Origin of the sequence: Solirubrobacter phytolaccae (assembly GCF_027587195.1) — a bacterium.
Classification (GTDB): Bacteria; Actinomycetota; Thermoleophilia; order Solirubrobacterales; family Solirubrobacteraceae; genus Solirubrobacter; species Solirubrobacter phytolaccae.
The window spans coordinates 20,607-38,869 of sequence record NZ_JAPDDP010000074.1 but is presented as its reverse complement, the minus strand read 5'-3'; the positions used below and the strand labels follow the sequence as shown (position 1 = coordinate 38,869).

At 72.5% G+C, this 18,263-nt stretch carries 21 protein-coding genes and 1 riboswitch; of the genes, 6 read left to right on the top strand and 15 right to left on the bottom strand.

What is annotated here, in order from left to right; genetic code table 11:
* The 7 genes from OJ997_RS29010 to OJ997_RS28980 form a co-directional block, all read right to left on the bottom strand.
* Window positions 1-504 (bottom strand): Hsp70 family protein (locus OJ997_RS29010; RefSeq protein ID WP_270028841.1); only part of this gene is annotated, 504 nt, incomplete at its 3' end.
* Between the two features lie 34 nt (window positions 505-538).
* Window positions 539-1,303: a class I SAM-dependent methyltransferase gene (locus OJ997_RS29005; RefSeq protein ID WP_270028840.1), complete on the bottom strand. Its 765-nt coding sequence runs from the start codon at window positions 1,301-1,303 to the stop codon at window positions 539-541.
* On the bottom strand, window positions 1,303-2,304 hold the full coding sequence (locus OJ997_RS29000; RefSeq protein WP_270028839.1) for an ABC transporter substrate-binding protein: 1,002 nt from the start codon (window positions 2,302-2,304) through the stop codon (window positions 1,303-1,305). Before OJ997_RS29000 ends, OJ997_RS29005 begins: the two co-directional genes overlap by 1 nt.
* Window positions 2,301-3,092: an ABC transporter ATP-binding protein gene (locus OJ997_RS28995; RefSeq protein WP_270028838.1), complete on the bottom strand. Its 792-nt coding sequence runs from the start codon at window positions 3,090-3,092 to the stop codon at window positions 2,301-2,303. Before OJ997_RS28995 ends, OJ997_RS29000 begins: the two co-directional genes overlap by 4 nt.
* Window positions 3,089-4,147, bottom strand: coding sequence for a FecCD family ABC transporter permease (locus OJ997_RS28990; RefSeq protein WP_505011404.1), 1,059 nt, complete (start codon window positions 4,145-4,147; stop codon window positions 3,089-3,091). The genes OJ997_RS28995 and OJ997_RS28990 overlap by 4 nt, the downstream gene beginning before the upstream one ends.
* Window positions 4,148-4,192: 45 nt before the next feature.
* Window positions 4,193-4,374: riboswitch (cobalamin riboswitch) on the bottom strand.
* A 23-nt stretch (window positions 4,375-4,397) separates the two neighbouring features.
* Window positions 4,398-4,763: a hypothetical protein gene (locus OJ997_RS28985; protein WP_270028836.1), complete on the bottom strand. Its 366-nt coding sequence runs from the start codon at window positions 4,761-4,763 to the stop codon at window positions 4,398-4,400.
* Window positions 4,750-5,463, bottom strand: coding sequence for an STAS domain-containing protein (locus OJ997_RS28980; RefSeq protein WP_270028835.1), 714 nt, complete (start codon window positions 5,461-5,463; stop codon window positions 4,750-4,752). The genes OJ997_RS28985 and OJ997_RS28980 overlap by 14 nt, the downstream gene beginning before the upstream one ends.
* Window positions 5,464-5,731: 268 nt before the next feature.
* Here OJ997_RS28980 and OJ997_RS28975 point away from each other — a divergent pair, with 268 nt between their 5' ends.
* Window positions 5,732-6,097: a Na-translocating system protein MpsC family protein gene (locus tag OJ997_RS28975; protein ID WP_270028834.1), complete on the top strand. Its 366-nt coding sequence runs from the start codon at window positions 5,732-5,734 to the stop codon at window positions 6,095-6,097.
* A gap of 263 nt (window positions 6,098-6,360) precedes the next feature.
* On the opposite strand, the gene trhA is transcribed toward OJ997_RS28975, so the two are convergent.
* From trhA to OJ997_RS28950, 5 genes are all read right to left on the bottom strand, one after another.
* The gene (gene trhA / locus OJ997_RS28970) at window positions 6,361-7,032 is read right to left on the bottom strand and encodes a PAQR family membrane homeostasis protein TrhA (protein ID WP_270028833.1); all 672 of its coding nucleotides are present in this window, start codon (window positions 7,030-7,032) and stop codon (window positions 6,361-6,363) included.
* A gap of 289 nt (window positions 7,033-7,321) precedes the next feature.
* On the bottom strand, window positions 7,322-7,627 hold the full coding sequence (locus OJ997_RS28965) for a hypothetical protein (RefSeq protein WP_270028832.1): 306 nt from the start codon (window positions 7,625-7,627) through the stop codon (window positions 7,322-7,324).
* Between the two features lie 174 nt (window positions 7,628-7,801).
* Window positions 7,802-9,037, bottom strand: coding sequence for a fatty acid desaturase family protein (locus OJ997_RS28960; RefSeq protein WP_270028831.1), 1,236 nt, complete (start codon window positions 9,035-9,037; stop codon window positions 7,802-7,804).
* An 18-nt stretch (window positions 9,038-9,055) separates the two neighbouring features.
* On the bottom strand, window positions 9,056-10,153 hold the full coding sequence (locus OJ997_RS28955) for a ferredoxin reductase (RefSeq protein ID WP_372517945.1): 1,098 nt from the start codon (window positions 10,151-10,153) through the stop codon (window positions 9,056-9,058).
* A 28-nt stretch (window positions 10,154-10,181) separates the two neighbouring features.
* Complete coding sequence (locus OJ997_RS28950) at window positions 10,182-10,712, bottom strand: PRC-barrel domain-containing protein (protein WP_270028829.1); 531 nt, start codon at window positions 10,710-10,712, stop codon at window positions 10,182-10,184.
* A 43-nt stretch (window positions 10,713-10,755) separates the two neighbouring features.
* On the opposite strand from OJ997_RS28950, the gene OJ997_RS28945 reads away from it, so the two are divergent.
* Window positions 10,756-11,100: a hypothetical protein gene (locus OJ997_RS28945; protein WP_270028828.1), complete on the top strand. Its 345-nt coding sequence runs from the start codon at window positions 10,756-10,758 to the stop codon at window positions 11,098-11,100.
* A 6-nt stretch (window positions 11,101-11,106) separates the two neighbouring features.
* Here the strand turns inward: OJ997_RS28945 and OJ997_RS28940 are convergent, their stop codons facing one another.
* The 3 genes from OJ997_RS28940 to OJ997_RS28930 form a co-directional block, all read right to left on the bottom strand.
* A complete protein-coding gene (locus OJ997_RS28940) occupies window positions 11,107-11,856 on the bottom strand; it encodes an HpcH/HpaI aldolase family protein (protein ID WP_270028827.1) in 750 nt (249 codons plus the stop codon).
* The gene (locus OJ997_RS28935) at window positions 11,853-13,154 is read right to left on the bottom strand and encodes an aspartate aminotransferase family protein (protein ID WP_270028826.1); all 1,302 of its coding nucleotides are present in this window, start codon (window positions 13,152-13,154) and stop codon (window positions 11,853-11,855) included. The genes OJ997_RS28940 and OJ997_RS28935 overlap by 4 nt, the downstream gene beginning before the upstream one ends.
* A 64-nt stretch (window positions 13,155-13,218) precedes the next feature.
* Entirely contained in the window at window positions 13,219-14,382 is a 1,164-nt protein-coding gene (locus OJ997_RS28930; RefSeq protein ID WP_270028825.1) for a 3-dehydroquinate synthase family protein, read from the bottom strand.
* A gap of 155 nt (window positions 14,383-14,537) precedes the next feature.
* On the opposite strand from OJ997_RS28930, the gene OJ997_RS28925 reads away from it, so the two are divergent.
* The 4 genes from OJ997_RS28925 (at window position 14,538) to OJ997_RS28910 (ending at window position 18,261) form a co-directional block, all read left to right on the top strand.
* Window positions 14,538-15,218, top strand: a complete 681-nt coding sequence (locus OJ997_RS28925) for a GNAT family N-acetyltransferase (RefSeq protein WP_270028824.1) — start codon at window positions 14,538-14,540, stop codon at window positions 15,216-15,218.
* Entirely contained in the window at window positions 15,218-15,961 is a 744-nt protein-coding gene (locus tag OJ997_RS28920; protein ID WP_270028823.1) for a polysaccharide deacetylase family protein, read from the top strand. Before OJ997_RS28925 ends, OJ997_RS28920 begins: the two co-directional genes overlap by 1 nt.
* The gene (locus tag OJ997_RS28915) at window positions 15,958-17,505 is read left to right on the top strand and encodes an MFS transporter (RefSeq protein WP_270028822.1); all 1,548 of its coding nucleotides are present in this window, start codon (window positions 15,958-15,960) and stop codon (window positions 17,503-17,505) included. Before OJ997_RS28920 ends, OJ997_RS28915 begins: the two co-directional genes overlap by 4 nt.
* 216 nt (window positions 17,506-17,721) lie before the next feature.
* Window positions 17,722-18,261, top strand: a complete 540-nt coding sequence (locus tag OJ997_RS28910; RefSeq protein WP_270028821.1) for a winged helix-turn-helix domain-containing protein — start codon at window positions 17,722-17,724, stop codon at window positions 18,259-18,261.
* Window positions 18,262-18,263: the final 2 nt, after the last annotated feature.

Here is an 18,263-nt window from a genome sequence, read left to right as displayed (position 1 = left end):
CGGCTCGTTGATGATGCGCTTGACGTCCAGGCCCGCGATCCGGCCGGCGTCCTTGGTCGCCTGACGCTGATCGTCGTTGAAGCAGGCCGGAACGCCGATGACCGCACCGTCGACGGGCTCACCCAGGTACGCCTCGGCGTCGGCCTTCAGCTTCTGCAGGATCGACGCGGCGATCTCCGGCGGCGAGTACTCCTGCCCCGCGGCGGCGACACGGGCGTCGGCGAGGTTGCTCGCCATGACTTCGTACTGGACGGTCGACGCCTCCTCACGCACCTCGGCCACTCTGCGGCCCATCAGGCGCTTGACGGAGACGATCGTGTTCGCGGGATTCGTGACCCGCTGGCGTCTGGCGGCGCTGCCGACCAAGCACTCCCCGTCCGGTCCGAACGCGACGACGGACGGGGTGGTCGATTCACCTTCGCGGTTCGGGATGATCACCGGCTTGCCGCGGCGCAGCACGGCGACACGCGATCCGGTCGTGCCGAGGTCGATGCCGATGATCACGAGCCGGGACCGTAGTGGATCGCCTATCGAACTCCTAACCGCGCACGCTTCCCGACGGGCTCGTCCGGCCGAAGTCCAGCAGCTGCCAGACGGGAGCGACCTCGTCGAAGCCGGCCTGCCGGAGGGCGGCGAGCTGGAACTCGATCGTGGTCGGCTCCGGGGCCGGGCGAGCGGCGAAGCGGCGGTCGCGTTCGGCCCCGAGCTCGGCTCCGCCCGGGAGTGCGCGGGCCTCGGTCCACCACGCCTCCCAGTCGGGCGCGCCGTCGGCGAAGGCCCGGCGCTGCGTGGCCGCGTCGTGCTCGCCCGCGGCGCGGTGCAGGGTCGGGTGCTCGTGCTCGGAGAAGCGGAAGTGGTCGCCGTTGAGCAGGACCCCGCCGGGCGCGAGCAGCGTGGCGGCGTGCGCGTACACGCCGACGAGCTGGGATGGCGTGAGCCAGTGCAGCGCGGTGGTCGAGACCGCGGCCTTCGGCGGCTCACCGTCGAAGGCCGCCGACACGGCCGCGGGCCAGTCGTCGGCGGTGAGGTCCGCGTCGAGGAGCGTGAGCCGGTCCGCGTACGGCGCGAGGGACTCCTCCGCGACCTGCAGCAGGAGCGGGTCGAGGTCGAGCGCGACGACGCGCGCTGCCGGGAAGCGGGCGAGCACCCGGGCGCTCAGCGAGCCCGGTCCGCAGGCGAGGTCGACGACCAGCGGCGCCTCGCCGACGGTCAGCGCCAGCACGTCGAGCATGATCGCGAAGCGGCCCTCGCGGTCGGCGATGTACGCGGCCTGCTGGGCGTCCCAGCGCTCGAGGATGCCCATCACAGCCCGAGCTCGCGGAGGCCGGCGGCGACCTTCTCGATCCCGTCGACGTTGCGCAGGCCGGGGTCCATCTCGACGGCCGGGACGATGATGTACCGCTTCTCGCGCACCGCGGTCAGCCGCGAGGCGACCGGGTCGGACTCGAGCAGCCGGATCTTCTCCTCCGCCGCGGCGCCCTCGTCGCTGCGCTTCATGTCGGCGAGCACGAGCACGGTCGGGTCCATCTCGAGGATCGCTTCCCAGCTGATCTCGGGCCACAGCGCGCGGTTGGCCTCGTTCGCGTTCGTCGCGCCCAGCGCCTTGGTCATGATCCCGGGCGCGCCGCAGCAGCCGGCGATGTAGGGCGTCTTCGGGTTCGCGTACCACCACAGCAGCGACACGTCCTCGGCCTTGAGGCCGGCGGCCGCGGTCTGCATCCGCTGCTTGAGGTCCGCGACGACCTGCGCGCCGCGCTCTTCGACGCCGAAGATGCGCGCGACGTCGGTGATCTCGGCGTAGACGTCGTCGATCGTCAGCGCCTTCGGCTGCGCCGACTGCTGGGCGGTGCACTCGCTGGTCGAGAGGTAGGTCGGGACGCCGAGCTGCTCGAACTTCTCGCGCGGCGCGACGCCCTCGTCGGAGAACGACCAGCGGAAGGTGGAGTACGCGAAGTCGGGCTCGGCCTTGAGCACGCGCTCGAACGACACCGCCTCGGCGGGCAGCTTGGGCACCTTCGCGTAGCCGGCCTGCTGGGCGGGCAGCAGCTCGTCCTTGCGCGCGTTGGCGCCGGCGATCCGGTCCTCCAGGCCGAGGGCGAGCAGGATCTCGGTCGCGGGCTGGCTGAGCGCGACCGCCCGCTGCGGCGGCGCTTCGACGCGCACCTCCAGCCCGCAGTTGCGCAGCGTCACCGGGCCGGCCGCGGTGGCCGTCGCGGTCGGGGCGGCGGAGACGGCGGGGCCGTCGTCCCCGCAGGCGGCGAAGAAGCCGCACAGCAGGACGGCGGTGAGCAGACGTCGGGTCACGGGATTGGGCTCCTGGGAGGGGATCGGTGGGCGAGGAAGCGGACGGCTACGGCGCCGGTCTCGGGGTCGGCGGTGACCACCGCGCGGACGCCGTAGACGCGTTGGATCAGCTCGGGGGTGAGCACCGCGGCGGGCGTGCCCGCGGCGACGACGCGACCGGCGGCGAGCACGACCAGCTGGTCGCAGAACATCGCCGCCAGGTTGAGGTCGTGCAGCGCGACGACGGTGGTCACCGGCAGCGCGGCGACGAGGCTCAACAGGTCCAGCTGATGGTGGATGTCGAGGTGGTTGGTCGGCTCGTCGAGCAGCAGCTCACGCGGCTCCTGCGCGAGCGCGCGGGCGATCTGCACGCGCTGGCGCTCGCCGCCCGACAACGTCGACCAGGACTGCGCGAGCTTGTCCTGCAGGTCCGTGCTCGCGATCGCGGCGGCGACGGCGCGGTCGTCCTCGGGGCGGTCGGGCGTCCAGGCGCGGCGGTGCGGGATCCGGCCCAGCCGCACGATGTCGAGCACGCACAGGTCGAGCTCCGTGCCCGCGTGCTGCTCGACCAGCGCGAGGCGGCGCGCGACGTGGCGCCGGCGCAGATCGCGCAGGTCGTGCTCGTCGAGCAGGACGGCGCCGCCCGACGGCCGGCGCAGGCCGGCCAGCAACCGCAGCAGGGAGGACTTGCCCGAGCCGTTCGGCCCGAGCAGCCCGAGCGTGGAGCCGGGCGCGACCTCCAGCGTCACCGCGTCGACGATCAACCGCCCACCCGCGGACCACGACACCTCGCGCGCGTGCACGGTCACGCGACGGCCCGCCGCCGGTAGAGGATCGCCGCGAACGCGGGCACGCCGATCAGCGCCGTCATGACTCCGACGGGCAGCTCCTGCGGATCGAGCAGCGTGCGCGCGGCGGTGTCGACCCAGACCAGGAAGATCGCTCCGATCAGCGCGGTGGCGGGAAGCAGGACGCGGTGCCCGGGGCCGGTCAGCAGCCGCGCGGCATGGGGGAGCACGAGGCCGACGAAGCCGATCGCGCCCGCCGCGCTGACGAGCGCCGCGGTGAGCAGCGCCGTGACGACGAGCAGCAGCCCCCGCACCCAGGCGACCGGCACGCCGAGCGCCGCGGCGGCGTCCTGGCCGAACGCGAACGCGTCCAGGGCGGGCGCGCAGAGCAGGCACACGGCCAGCCCGAGCAGCGTGACGGCGCCGCACAGCGCGACCTGGTCCCAGCCGGCGCCGGCGAGCGAGCCGAGCAGCCAGAACAGCACGCCGCGTGTCTGCTCCGCGTCGGCCGACGACGTGACGATGAACGACGTCAGCGCCGAGAAGAGCTGGGTTCCGGCGACGCCCGCGAGCAGGATCCGATCGGTGCCACCGCCGACGCCCGCGGCGAGGACGACCACCAGGCCGAACGCGAGCAGCGCGCCGGCGAAGGCACCCGCGGACAGGCTGATCGCGCCGGCGCCGAGCCCGAGGATCATGACCAGGACGGCGCCGGTCGACGCGCCGGACGAGATCCCGAGCACGAACGGGTCCGCGAGCGGGTTGCGCAGCAGCGACTGCATGATCGCGCCGCAGATCGCCAGGCCGGCGCCGCAGACCGCAGCCAACAACGTGCGCGGCAACCGCAGCTCCCAGACGATCCCGTCCTTGATCCGGGACACCCCGGCTTCCCCGAAGCCCAGGTGCTCGCCGACCACGCGCGCAACGTCGCCGACCGATAGCGCGGCCGGGCCGATCGTGATCGCGACCGCGATCGAGAGCGCCAGCGCGAGCAGTCCGGCGAGATGAAGACCGGCACGACGGCCGGTCGAATGGCGTGCGCTCACGCGCGGGTTCCTTCGCGATCTGAGGCCCATGCGCGGGACCCGTTGGACGATCCGGCGACCGGCGCGCAGTGCACGCGAGGAAGCCGCAAGCCAGCAGGTCTTCGGGCTCGGGATCGATCCGGCGAAGCGCCTTCCCGGATCAGTCGATCCAGTGGCCGATGCTCCGCCGGTCCCCCATACCGCTGCGCGTCAGCTCCGGCTTCTCACCGGATTCCCTGACCCACGTCGTGGGTGCGACTGGCTCGCCGGGAACCTTAGCCAAACCCGCGCGGGGGCCGGGTCAGGTCGTGAGCCAGAACAGATCGACCCAGACGTCGGGCCCGGCGGCGTGGTTGCAGACGAAGGCCAGCACCGTCCGTCCGGAGAGGCGCTGCACCACGTCGACGTAGGTGTGGTGTGGGCTGGTCTGCACGGTCTCGCCCCTGCCGTTCGAAGCCGCGGTGCGTTCGAACTCGATCCAGGGGTCGCCGGGGTCGGCGTGGACTCCGCCCCGGGTGCAGGCCAGGAGATCGTCGCCGAGCAAGACGGTCTCGGCGGTAGCCGGGAAGGTGCCGTACTCGCGCAGGTGCAGGGCGACGATCGCGTCGGTGACCGCGTCCAGGAGCGCTTCGCCGGAGAGCGGCGAGCTGGAGTCAGACCAGGACAAGAGGGCCCGCGCAGGTGAGGCAGCGTTCATGGTGGTCGAGCACCTGCGCCGCGGCCGGAGCCTGCCACAGCAGCTCACATGTGCCTTGGCAGGCGAGCGCTCTGGCCCGTTCCTGCTCGGTGCCCGTGGTGGTCAGGTGGCGCTGGTTGACCGCCACTCGGGAGTCTGTGTGCCACCAGCCGTTGACGGCGCCCTGGTGGTCGAGGTAGATCTCGACCCGGGCTCCCGCCGGCACGCGATCGCCATCCGACGCCGGTGCCCACGCTCGCCGGATCGCGCCGTCGGGGCTGTGAGCCCACAACGCGCGCTCGTGGATGTCCATGACGCGCGCCATGACGACGCGGGCGTTGACCGGGTTGTCGAGGGGATCGATCCCGCCGTTGGTCATAGGTGCGGAGGTGCCGTCCGCGGCAGCCGAGGCCACGGGAATCGCGTCGACGAGTGCACGCGTCGCCGTCAAGGCGAACAAGCGCTCCACCCCCTTCTGCGCGCCGATCAAGACCAACCGCGCCCCGCTCTCGCGCGTCCGGCGCGTCGCCTCGAGCAGCAAGCGGAGCCCGGAGCTGTCCACGAACAGCACTTCGCGCAGGTTGATCACGACGAGCCGCGCGTGCTCGAGCGCCTCGTCGAGGACACCCCACACCTGCGGTGCCGTGACCGAGTCGAGGTCCCCGGTCACGCGCACGGCCGCGGCGTCCATCCCGATCGGACGCCAGTCGCAGGAGAAGCCTGTCGGTCCGTCCGGCTCGCCAAAAGCGTCATATGAAGGCATTGCAAAGGCTCCAGGTTGCGTCGCAAACCCGAAGTCCGACAGTGGTGCTCCCACCGCAATGGGAACCTCACCTTCAAGCCCTCACTGGAGCACCATACTGCTGCGTGTACGCGGACGCTAGTGGTCCCGGTGTTGGGGGTAGAATGCCGACATCGCCGACGGTGACACCCACAGCCTGCACGGCACGCACGGTGACGTGCTGACGGCGGTCTCGAACGGGATGGTCGCGCTGCTGAAGGAGTTCTACGGCCGCGGTCCGACCCAGGCCAAGACCTACTATCAGGACGACCTCGTGGTCTGCTTGCTTCGGGGTGGGTTCACCCGCGTCGAGGAGACGCTGCTCGACGGCGGGCGAGGAACCGCGGTCATCGAGCAGCGGATGGCGTTCCAGGAGGTCATGCGCGACCGCTTCACGGCGGTCATCGAACACGCGACCGGTCGGCCGGTGGTCGGGTTCATGAGCGGCAACCAGCAGGACCCGGACATGATCTGCGAGGTCTTCGTGCTCAGCCCTTCGGATCTGCTCGTCGAAGACCAGCACCCCGCAAGCGCCTCGGACTAGCTCGCGCGCCGACGTGTCGGTGAGCAGCGAGCGGTGGGGAGGCGGACCGGATCGACGGGGGGGAGAGAGCCGAGGACCCGGTGCCGCCTGGCCGCGCCAGCACGCGGCCGCTCGAAGTCAGGTGTCCGCTGCTCGCCCGAAGCCAACGTCGGCGCTCATGCCCTCTGCCCATCGACGGCCTACCCGTGAGGGACCAGTGATCAATCGCTGGTTCTGGATGCGCCGACTTGCTCGAGGCCGGCACGTTGGGTGACCGAACGTCGCTAGGTCGGGGCGGCGTGGACGACCCAGCCGGCCATCGTCACAAAGTGGGTGACGGCGGCGGCGACGACCAGGCCGTGGAACACCTCGTGGAACCCACAGACACGTGGCCACGGGTTGGGGCGGCGCGTCGCGTACACGAGTGCCCCGCCGATGTAGAGCACGGCACCCGAGGCCAGAAGGATCAGCGGTGTCGCCGGGAGCCGATCGACCATCTGCGGGATCCCGATCAGCGCGGCCCAGCCGACCAGCACGTAGCTGAGCGCGACGAGGGCGCGCGGCGCGTCGATCCACGCGACGCTGAGGACGATGCCGCCGAGCGCGCCGAGCCATGAGCAGGTCAGCACGAACGTCTGCAGCTGACCGTCGAGGACGAGCAGGGCGAGCGGGGTCGTGGAGGCGGCGATGAAGATGTGGATGGTGCTGTGGTCGAGGCGTCGCATGAGCGGCCGCCAACGCGGGTCCCACCGCCAGCGGTGGTAGAGCGCGCTGATCGCGAAGAGCGCGCAAAGCGCTGTTCCGTAGATCGCGCACGCGGCGCGCGCGGTGCTCGACGGAGCCAACGCGACCAGCGCCGCGGCGGCGAGCAACGCGGCCCAGAAGGCGTACGCGTGGAGCCTTCCGCGCAGCAGGGGAACGAGCTCTTCGGCGGCGGTGGTGGCGGGTGAGGTCATGGTGGGCCGATGGGGGCGGCCCCGGGTCCGCGGGGAGGAGGGGAGGCGCGGACCCGGTGCCGCGGTGCCGCGCCGACACGCGGCAGGTGGCAACGGTGGAACGAGTGGTGTCGGGGCGAGCACGGCTGCGTAAATGCCGTCGTTGTGTCCGCGAGTTCAGATGCCGCTGCTCGTGCTGCTGAGCGTCGGACTCGATGCCCTCGACGGTGGAGCGTTACCCACGTCCGACGTGTCGTCAAACAGGACACGACCGGGCGGCGGCGACCTCCGCGGGCTGATCGGACGGAGGCTAGTGGTCGTCGGCGTCGTACGGGTCGCGGCTGCCGGACTTGGCGAGCCCGCGGCTGACCATGTAGCCGACGGTGAGAACGGTCGCGTACAGCCAGACCTGCTGGGCGCCGAAGCCGCCGGCGTTGCTCTCGTCGACCACGGCGGCGCTGATGAACAACGCGATCAGCAGGCCGATGTAGGCGAAGAACTCCGTCGTCTTGAAGGAGGCCTTGGTCTCGGTGCTCAGACGGCGTGTGGGCCGGGCGTCGCGGTCGCGTGCGGTCGTGGCGCCGTTTTCGCGGCGAGTCTCGCTCTGGGTGCTCATGCAGGATCCTTCGGTCGGGCTGGAAAGGCCCTCAGACGCATTCCGAAAGATCGAACTCGATCGACGGCTGTCTTCTAAGGGGTGGCACAGGAGCGATCGGCTCCTGCGACAGCGTGGACGCTGCCCAATGGTGCGACGCAATGAAACACGTTCGGTCCAAACGCCCTCTGAACGTCAACCCAGCGGGACGGTGCCGTCCACCCGGACGCCGTCGACGGGCAGCTCAGGTCCCGTCGCGACCGCGCCGCGGCGCTGGCGCTCGGCGATGTCGGGATGCCACGCCTCGTGGCCGTTCTCGGACGGGCGCTGGAACGGGCCGGGCTTGGGCCGCGGGCGCCCGCCCGGCAATGCGAGGCGCAGGATCGTGCGCTGGACGGTCGCCCACTGCTTGAGGAACGGTCCGGTGTTGTAGGGCAGCTCGTAGCGCTCGCAGATCTCCTTGATCTGTGGCGCGATCTCCGAGTAGCGCGTGCTCGGCATGTCCGGGAACAGGTGGTGCTCGACCTGGTACCCGAGGTTGCCGCTGATGACGTGGAACAGCGGACTGCCCTCGATGTTCGCGGCGCCGAGCAGCTGGCGGACGTAGAAGCGTCCGCGCGTCTCGTCGCCGACCTCGTCTTCGCTGAACGTGTAGGTCTGGTCGGGGAAGTGGCCGCAGAAGATGATCGCGTGCGCCCACACGTTGCGGATGATGTTCGCGGTGACGTTGGCCGTCAGCGTGCTCTTGAAGCCCTTGCGTCCGGAGAGCAGCGGGTACGCGATGTAGTCCTTCGCGATCTGGCGGCCGGCTTTGCGCGCCATGCCCTTGAGCTCGCGCTTGAGCGCCTTGGTGGACTTCTCACCCTTGGCGATTGCGTCCAGATCGAGGTCGTGGAAGGCCACGCCCCACTCGAAGAACGCCATCAGCAGCACGTTGTAGGCCGGCTGGAACAGGTAGACCGGGACCCACTTCTGGTGCGGGTCGACCCGCATGATCTTGTAGCCGAGGTCCTTGTCCTTGCCGCGGATGTTCGTGTAGGTGTGGTGGATGTAGTTGTGCGAGTGCTTCCAGGCCTCGGGCGTGGAGGCGGAGTCCCAGTCCCAGGAGGAGGAGTGGATGTAGGGGTCCTGCATCCAGTCCCACTGGCCATGCATGACGTTGTGGCCGATCTCCATGTTCTCGAGGATCTTGGCCAGCGACAGCGTCGCCGTTCCCGCCGCCCAGGCCGGCTTGTAGCGGGCGGCGAACAGCAGCACCCGGCCGAGCACCGCCAGGCGCCGGTGCATCTCGATCATGCTCGTGATGTATCGCCGGTCGCGCTCGCCGAGCTCGGAGAACACCTCGTCGTGGATCGCGTCGAACTCGCGCGCGAGATCCTCGAACTGCGCCTCGCTCAGGTGAGCCAGCGGGCTTTCGATCATGGTGTCCATGGCGTTCCTCGCATCGGGTCAGAGCTCGATCTCCACCGGACCTTCGGGCGCGTTGATGCAGGTGCGGACCATCTCGCCCTCGGTTCCGGAGACCTTCCCCGTCCGCAGGTCGCGTACCCGTCCGGACCGCAGGCGACCGACGCACGTGTGGCAGATGCCCATGCGGCACCCGAACGGGAGCGCGGCGCCGGCCTCCTCGCCGGCGACCAGGATCGGCGTGCTGCCGTCCGAGTACGCCTGCTCGTCGCTCGCCAGGAAGGAGATCTCGCCGCCCTCGCCGCCCGCGGCTTCGCCCCCGATGACCGGCTGGAAGCGCTCCATGTGCAGGCGCGCGGCGTCCGCGTGCTCGTCCCAGTGGGCGTGCATGGCGTCGAGCATCTCGCCGGGGCCGCTGAGGAATGCTTCGCGCTCGCGCCAGTCCGGGCACAGGCGGTCAAGGTCGGCCGGTGCGAGCCGCCCGCACTCGCCGGTGTGCTGCACGTGCAGCCGGTAGTCCTCATGTGTGTCGGCCAGCGCTCGGAGCTGCTCGCCGAAGATGACCGCGTCGGGCGTCCGCGCCGAGTGAAGATGCGCGACGTCCTGGAGCGCTCCGCGCCTGGCGAGATCGCGCAACATGCTCATGATCGGCGTGACGCCGCTGCCGGCGCTGATGAAGAGCAGCCGCCGCGGCAGCGGGTCGGGCAGCGTGAACGTCCCTTCCACTCCGCCCAGCCGCACGATCGTGCCCGGGTGCGCCTTCCGGACCAGATACGGCGTCACCTTGCCGGTCTCGACCAACTTCGGGGTGATCGAGATGAAGCCGTCCCGGCGACCGGGATCCGAGGTGATCGAGTAGGCACGCCAGTGATGGATGCCGTCGACGATCACCCCGACGCGCAGGTACTGCCCCGGCTCATGTCCCTCCCAGACCCACCCGGGCCGGATCGTCACCGTCACCGAGTCGGCGGTCTCGTGCGTGATCGCCTCGATGCGGCCGCGCAGCTCGCGGCTTGACCACAGCGGATTGATCAGCTCCAGGTAGTCGTCGGGCAGCAGCGGCGTGAAGAACACACGCGCCGCCCGCAACAGCCGGCGACGAGCCGCGGGAACCCGCGGACGGGCACCGCGCTCAGCCACCGTCGCCTCCGGCAGCGCTCATCGACGGCTACGCATCTTCGACGTCGACGATCTTGCCATCCGGCGGGGGGTCACGCTCCAGGCGGATCTCCTCGCGGCGCACGGGCACGGTCGTCTCGACCTGCTCGACGACGGTGTGCTTGCGCAACCGGACGCGCTCGCGGGGCTTGGCCGGGGCGACGCTGATGTCGACCTCCTCCTCCGAGCGCACCATCTCGGCCTCGGGGCCGGTGTCGCCTTCGAGGATCTTGGTCGGCTCGCCGTAGTGGGCGGCAAGCTGGTCCTGCTCGTCGTCGGTGAGGTTGACGTCGGCGTCGACGTTGGGTGCGGAGCGGATCTGGTCGAGCGTGTAGGGGACCTGCACGTCGTCGTCGAGCGGGCGGGCGCCGTCGAGCGGGACGATCGACTCGCGGCGCCGGAAGAGGCCGGTCTGCACGCCCGCGTAGGCGGGACGGTCGTCTTCGTCGAGGTAGAGGGCGCCGAGCGTGCCTGCCTTCTCGCCGTCGCGATCGAGCACTGCTTTGCCGCGCCACGCCAGGACGGTGTCGAGATCAGGCATGCCGTTGCTCTACCCAGGTGACCGAGTGGGTAGCAACTCGGGCGTGACCACCGCGCTCATCATCATCGCCGTCGTGCTGCTCGTGCTCGTGATCGCGGCGGTGCTGCTGCTGCGGGCGCGCCGTCCGGACCCCGAGCAGCGCCGCGTCGAGGCGCGTGCTCGTCGCGCCGAGGCCGGCCGCCACGAGGAAGCGGCGGCCGACGCCGAGCGCACCGCCGAGCAGCTCAGCGTGCAGGCGCGCGAGGAGGAGGCGACCGCGGAGGAGCATGCCCGTAAGGCCCGTGAGGCCGCGGCGGAGGCCGAACGCGCACAGGACGAGGCGCGCCAGCGCAAGGACGCCGCATCCACGCACGCCGAGCGCGCCCGCGAGATCGACCCGGACGCATAGCTCGGGCTAGCGCGGTGATCGACGCACCGTCGTCGCTCTCGCGCCCGCGATGAGGAACGACGTGTCGGTGCCGACGGCGAGCAGCTGGAAGCCCAGCGTGGTCGCGACCTCCAGCTGCGCGGTGGTGGTGCAGAACGTGCCGGCGACCTTCCCGGCGGCGCGCGCCGCTCGCACCAAGCGTGTCGTGGCGGCGCACAGCTCCGGGTGCTCCCACTCGCGGAAGCACCCGAGCGCGTACGACAGGTCCGACGGGCCGACGAACAGCACGTCCACGCCGTCGACCGCCGCGATCTCCTCGCACGCCTCGACGGCCTCGCGCGTCTCGATCTGCACCACGCCGAGCGTGCGCTCGTCAGCGTGGAGGAACCCGTCGGGATCGAGCCCGTAGCCGGCGCCGCGTGTACCCAGCGCCACGCCGCGATCACGCGTGTAGCGCAGCGCGCCGGCCCAGGACGCGGCCTGCGCCGCCGAGCTCACGCGCGGGCAGAGGACGCCTTCGGCGCCGAGGTCGAGCATCCGCGTCGTGCGCTCCCGGACGTCCGACTCGACCCGGACCAGGGCGTGGGCGCCGCCGCGCTGGATCGCGAGCACCTGCTCCAGCACGCGGGGTGCGTCGCCGAGCCCGTGCTCGAGGTCGACGATCAGGAAGTCCAGGCCGGCGAGCGCGAGCGCCTCGGCCGCCGGCGCCGAGCCGAGGGCGAGGAAGCTGCCGAGCAGCACCTCGCCCGCGGCCAGCCGCGCCTTGAGTCCGCTCACGCCCGGGCGAGCGCGTCGACCGCGGCGCGCAGTGCGTCCTCGGCCGCCTCGAGCGAGCGGTCGATGTCCTCGGTGGTGTGCGACGCGCCGATGTGGCTGCGCCCGAGGCTCTCCGGCATCTCGAACACCCCGCGCGCGACGAGCTCGCGGCGGTAGCGCCCGAACAGTGCGTCGTCGTTGCGCAGCACGTCCTCGTAGGTCTCCAGCGGCCCGTCCATGAAGCAGAGCACGAACAGCGAGCCGAACCCGCCGACGACCGCGGGCACGCCGACGCGGTCGGCGACCTCGGCCAGCCCGCTCCGCATGCGCTCGCCGAGGGCGAAGATGTGCTCGTGGACGGTGCCGTCCTCGAGCTGCGCGATCGTGGCGAGCCCGGCCTCGACCGCGGCCGCGTTGCCGTTGTAGGTGCCGCCGAAGTGCACGTCGCCGTCCGCGGTCGTGTTCAGGCGCTCCAGGTACTCGCGGCGCCCGCCGATCGCGGCCAGCGGGAAGCCGTTGGCGATCGCCTTGCCCATCGTCGTCAGGTCCGGAAGCACGCCGCACACCGCCTGATAGCCGCCGATGTGGTGCCGGAACCCGGTGATGACCTCGTCGAAGATCAGGAGCGCGCCGGTCGCGTCGCACAGCTCGCGCAGGCCTTCGAGGAAGCCGGGGCGCGGGAGGAGCCCGGGCGAGTTGTGCGCCACGGGCTCGACGATGATCGCGGCGACCTCCTCGCCGTGGCGCTCGAGCGTCGCCCGGACGTCCTCGAGGTCGTTGTAGCGGCACACGAGGGTCGCGTCGACCGCCGCTTCGAGCATGCCCGCGGAGTGCGGGTCGCGCGCGCCGACGCCCTCTGGCCGGCTGAGGACGTTGCGCAGGACGTAGTCGTGGAAGCCGTCGTAGCAGCCCTGGAACTTGATCAGCTTCTCGCGGCCGGTCACGCCGCGCGCGAGCCGGATCGCGTGGTAGGTCGCCTCCGAGCCGGAGTTGCAGACCACGACCTGCTCGACCGACGGCACGTGCTCGACGATCTTCTCCGCCAGCGCCACCTCGGACTCGGTGACGCCGACCCCGAACAGGACGGTCTGCTCGATCGCGCTCGCCACCCGCGCCGTCACCGCGGGGTGCGAGTGCCCGAGCAGGATCGCGCCGTAGGCCGCGTGGTAGTCGATGAACGAGCGCCCGTCGAGGTCCTCCAGGTACGCGCCCGAGCCGCGCCGGAAGCACAGCCGCGGCTCGCTGCGCCTCCGGCAGGTGTTCACGCCGCCCGGGATCACGCGCGCCGCGGCTTCGAGCAGGGCCTCCGATGCATTCATCGCCAACCTCCAAGAGAGTAAGTGATTCAATCACTGTACGTGTAGCGACGGACGCGTGCAACCCTCAACGCACACCGCAGTCGGCGAGCGCGGCGCGAACCTCGGCCTCGGTCACGTCGTCGGCGATTACGGTCTCGCCGAGCGCGACGGGGAGGACCCAGCGCAGGCTGCCGGCGCGGATGAGGCGCACCTTCTCCATCGCGGTGATGAGCGCGTCGGCGGTCACGCCCGGCGGGAGCGCGTCGGCGTGCGCGGGCAGACCGCACGCGTCGAGCAGGCGGAGCAGGCGGTCGAGGACGTGGTCGTCGAGCCAGCCACGGCGGGCCGCGACGGTCGCCTCGACGGCCATCCCGAACGCGACCGCCTCGCCGTGCAGCAGCGGCGCGTACCCGGTGACGGTCTCGAGCGGATGGCCGATCGTGTGGCCGAAGTTCAGCGGGCGGCGCAGGTCGACCTCGTACGGGTCGCGCTCGATCAGCGCCGTCTTGATCGCGGCCGCGGCGCGCACGAGCGCCTCCAGCGCGGACGCGTCGCCGGCCATCAGCGCGGGCGCCGCGCGCTCGATGAACGCGAAGTACGCGGGCGAGGCGATCACGCCCTTCTTGATGCACTCGGCGATCCCGGCACCGAGCTGGCGCGCCTCGAGCGAGCGCAGGAGGTCGAGCTGGCAGACGACGCCGGCCGGCTGCTGGAAGGCGCCGAGCAGGTTCTTGGCGACCGGGTGGTTGACAGCGACCTTCCCGCCGAGCGCGCCGTCGACCATCGCCAGCAGCGTCGTCGGCAGGTTCACATACGGGACGCCGCGCATGTAGACGCTCGCGACCCAGCCGCCCATGTCGCAGATCACGCCGCCGCCGAAGCACAGCACCAGGTCCCGGCGCCCGAGCGGGCTCTCCGCCAGCCAGTGCCACAGCTCCACCGCACGGTCGAGCGACTTGCTGTGCTCGCCGGCCGGGACGGTGCGGGCGAGCACGTCGACGTCGAGCGCGCGGAGACGGCTTCTCAGCTCCACGCCGTAGAGCGCGTCGACGGTCTCGTCGGCGATCACCGCGACGGTGCCGACGCCGTCGAGCCGCTCACGCAGCGCGGCGTCGGTGGCGTCCGCGTCGCGCGTCACGTGCACGGCGTACTGCTCCTCGCGCCGGGCGTGGGCGACGACGCACTCGTCCGCGCGCGGCATGGCGATCGCGTCCTCGACGCGCAATCCGGTGATGGTGGCGGTGTCCATGGCCACACCGTCACGGCCGGTGGGGCGCCGCGCCATCGGGCGTCCGCGTGGTCGTGTGGGGGAGTCCGCGATGGCGATGTCCGCGGGCGGGTCCCCAAGCGCGTCCCGCGAACGAGGGATGGCGGGTCGGCGCGCCGCGCTCGATCGTCCCGGTCATGTCTGAGATCGAGGTCCGCGACGCCCACGGCGCCGAGCTCGTGGCCGGGTGCGCGCTGCTCGCCCGTTCGCTCGCCTTCTCCGAGCGCGACGCGCTCCCACCCTGGCTCGCGCAGACGAGCGCGGCGCACGGCGGCATCGCGCTGGCCGCGGTCGACGGCGAGCGCGTGGTCGGGTTCTCGTTCGCGCTTCCCGGACGGCCGGGCGAGCTGTTCTCGTGTGGCCTGGCGGTCGAGCCCGGCGCCCGCGGGCGCGGCGTCGGTCGGCGGCTCAAGCTCGCGCAGCGCGAACGTGCGCTCGCCGGCGGCGCCGAGGTGATCCGGTGGACGGCCGATCCGCTGTCGGCGCCCGCTCTCGCGCTCTACCTCGGTGGGCTTGGTGCACGGATCACGGACTACGCCCCCGAGCTGTACGCGGACGTCCGTGACGCGGTCGTGCCGCCCGACGACGTCGTGATCGAGTGGCGGCTCGGCGAGCCGTCGTCCGTCTCGGGCGCGGCCGCCGCGCGGGTGGAGATCCCGCTCGACACGCCGTCGCTGTCGGTGGGGGAGCGTTCGCGCTGGCGGTTCGCGGTTCGCCGGGAGATGGGGCCGGTGCTGGAGGCGGGCGGCGTCGGCACCGACGTGCTGGTGGATCGCGCCGACGGCCGCGCGTGGGTCCTGTTCCACGAGGCCGCGTGATGGGCGCGCAGCTCAGCGTCACGGTCGACGTCGACGGCGCCGCGGGCCTGCCCCGCGGCGGGGCGGGCTACGAGCACCGGCTCTCGTGCTGGTCGGAGCGCACGTACGGGATCACCGCCGGGCTCCCGAGGATCCTCGGCGTGCTGGAGGCGTTCGCCGCGCCCGCGACCTTCTACGTGCCGGGCGTGACCGCCGAGCGCCACCCGGACGAGATCGCGGCGTTGGCGGACGCGCCGCACGAGGTCGCCCACCACGGCCACACGCACCGCTTCCCGAACACGCTCCCGGCGGACGAGCAGCGCTCGGAGCTGATCGAGGGGAGCGCTGCCCTGGTGTCCGTGGTGGGGATGGCGCCGCGTGGGTACCGCGCGCCGGGCTGGGAGCTCACGCGCGTGACGCTGGACGCGCTCCGCGCCGCCGGCTTCGCCTGGGACTCGAGCCTGATGGGCGACGACCGGCCGTACACGGTCGACGGGCTCGTCGAGCTGCCCGTGCACTGGGCGCTCGACGACGCACCGCACTTCGCCCACACGACGGACCCGGCCGGCCTGCTCGCGGTGTGGCTCGCCGAGCTGGCCGCCGCCGTCGACGAGGATCGCCACCTCACGGTCACGCTGCACCCGGAGATCCTCGGTCGCGCGCACCGGGTCGACGTGCTGCGCCGGCTGCTGGACGCCGCCGTCACCGCCGGGGTCGAGCTCGTCACCCACAGCGCGGTCGCGGCGGCGGTCGCGACGGCATGAACCGCACGACCCTCTGCGCGTGCGCGCCCGCCTTCCTCGGCGCGTTCGACTTCGGCCTGCTCGCGCTCGCGGGACCCCGGATCGCGGCCGAGGTCGGGGCGGCCGGCCCGGCCTACCCGTGGCTGTTCAGCGCGTCGTCGTTCGCCTACGGCGCGGTCGTGCTCCCGGCGGCGGCGCTGAGCGCGCGCTGGGGGCCGCCTCGCGCGCTGGGCGTCGGCCTGACCGTGGCGGCGACCGGCAGCGTCCTGTTCGCCCTGGCCGCCGGATTGCCGCTCGCGCTGGCCGGACGCGCCCTCTTCGGAGCGGGCGGAGCGATGGCCGCGACGGCCGCGCTGGCCCTGCTCGCCGGAACCGTCGACGAACGCACACGCCGCGCGGGGTTCGCCGCGCTGGGCGGAGCGGTCGGCGGCGGCTTCGCGGCGGGCGCGCTGTCGGCGGGCGTCCCGGCCTGGCGTGTCGTCGTGGCACTCGTGGCCGCGCTGTGCGTCGCGGTCGCCCGCGAGGCGCCGCGCCTCGGGCGTGGCGAACGAGTCAGCCTGTCGTCCGGGCCGGCGCGTGTCACGCCCGGGGAAGTGCGCGCGGGGCTGCCGTCCGCGCCGGGCGGGCGGGTCGCGGCGGCGCAAGTACGTGGCGCTCGGGCGGTGACACCGTCCGGGCGGCGGTCACCAATGCGTGTCGCGTCGGTAGCGCGCGCCGGTTGGCCGTCCCGGGCGGGACGGCGTGTCGCGTCGGTCGAAGCGCGCGCCGAGCGGCCGACCGAACCGCGGCGGCGTGTCGCGTCGGCGCCAGTGCGTGCCGCGTTGCCGTCCGGGTCGGCGTTGCTCTCGATCGGCATCGTGCTCGCGGCCGTCGCCTTGGCGCGTCGCGAGTCGGCGATCGCGCTGCCGTTGCTCGCTGCGGCCGGGCTGGTCGCGGTGGCCGGCCTGAGGCGCGCGTCGCGGTGGTTGCCGCGGCCGCGCGGCGCGCTCGCCCGCGTCTGCCTGGCCGGCGCGGCGACGACCGCCAGCGGGGTGAGCGCGACGATCCTCGTCGGTGCCGCGTTCGCCGAGGGCGCCGCCCCGACGGCGCTGCTCGGCGTCTTCGGGCTCGCGGTGCTGCCGGGAGCGTGGCTGGCCGCCGCGATCGGCGCCCGCGCCGGTCATCCTGCCGCCGCCGCGGCGGGCCTGCTCGTCCAGGCGGCCGCGCTCGTCGGGCTCGCGGCGGCACTCGACGCCAGCTCGGGATGGCCGGTCCTGGCGGCGGCGATCGTGGCCTTCGGCGTCGGACACGTCGCGGCGAACGCGGGCGCCGCGGGTGCCGTCGCCACGCTCGCCGGGGTCGCGGCGCCGGCGGTCGGCGCGCTGCTGATCGCGGCCCAGTACCTCGGCGGTGGGGCGGCGCCGGTCCTGATCGCCGCCGATGGTGCAGAGGCGCGAGGCGTGCTGGTCGCCGGGCTGATCGCGCTGTGCGGTGCGCTGCTCGTCCTGACCGACACCATCCGGGATGTCGGCGCATCGAGGGACGGAACTTCGCCTGTCCGCACAGCGTCCGAAGTGATCGAATGACTGGACGACCGATCCGGCGGCGACAGCCTTGGCCGTGCCCGTACGCGTCCGGGACTGGTGTCGCCCCGTTGCGCGCGAGAGGAGGTGAGCAGCTTGACGATCGATGCGACCGGCACCGTGGTGCCGGAGCACGGCATCTGGAAGGGCCACTAGTCCCCCGCGGCGCCCGTCCGCGCCCTCGCGGACGGGCCGCTGCTCACCTGGGAGACTCCACCCGTGGCTCTCGCTCGCGGACGCGTCCACACGAACTGGCTGCGTGACCGGCTGCTGGCCGAGTACGCGAGCGGCGAGGCGAGCCCGAGCGACATCGCCCGCCGCATCGGGCGCCCGCTGAACCTCGTCAGCTACCACACGAAGGTGCTGCTCGATCACGGGTTCGTCGAGCTGGTGCGCACCGAGTCCCGCCGCGGCGGCATCGCGCACATCTACCGGGCGAGCGGCACCCCCGTGATCGACGACGCGGCCTGGGCTGACGTCTCACCGCAGGTCCGCCGGATGCTCGTCCGAGGCGTGCTGAACGCCGTCTCCGACGACAGCCGCGAGGCCGCCCTCGCCGGCGGATTCGACGCGGCGACCGCCCACATCAGCCGCTGGCCGGTCCGGCTGGACAGCGAAGCGCGCCGCGACGTCGCGCTGCTGCTCAGGCGCGTGTTCTACGAGCTCGAGGCGATCCAGGCCGCGGTCAACGAGCGCGCAGACCCTGCACGGCGTCGCGTGGACGTCGCGATCTTCGGGTTCGTGGCGAGCGACAGCTGACG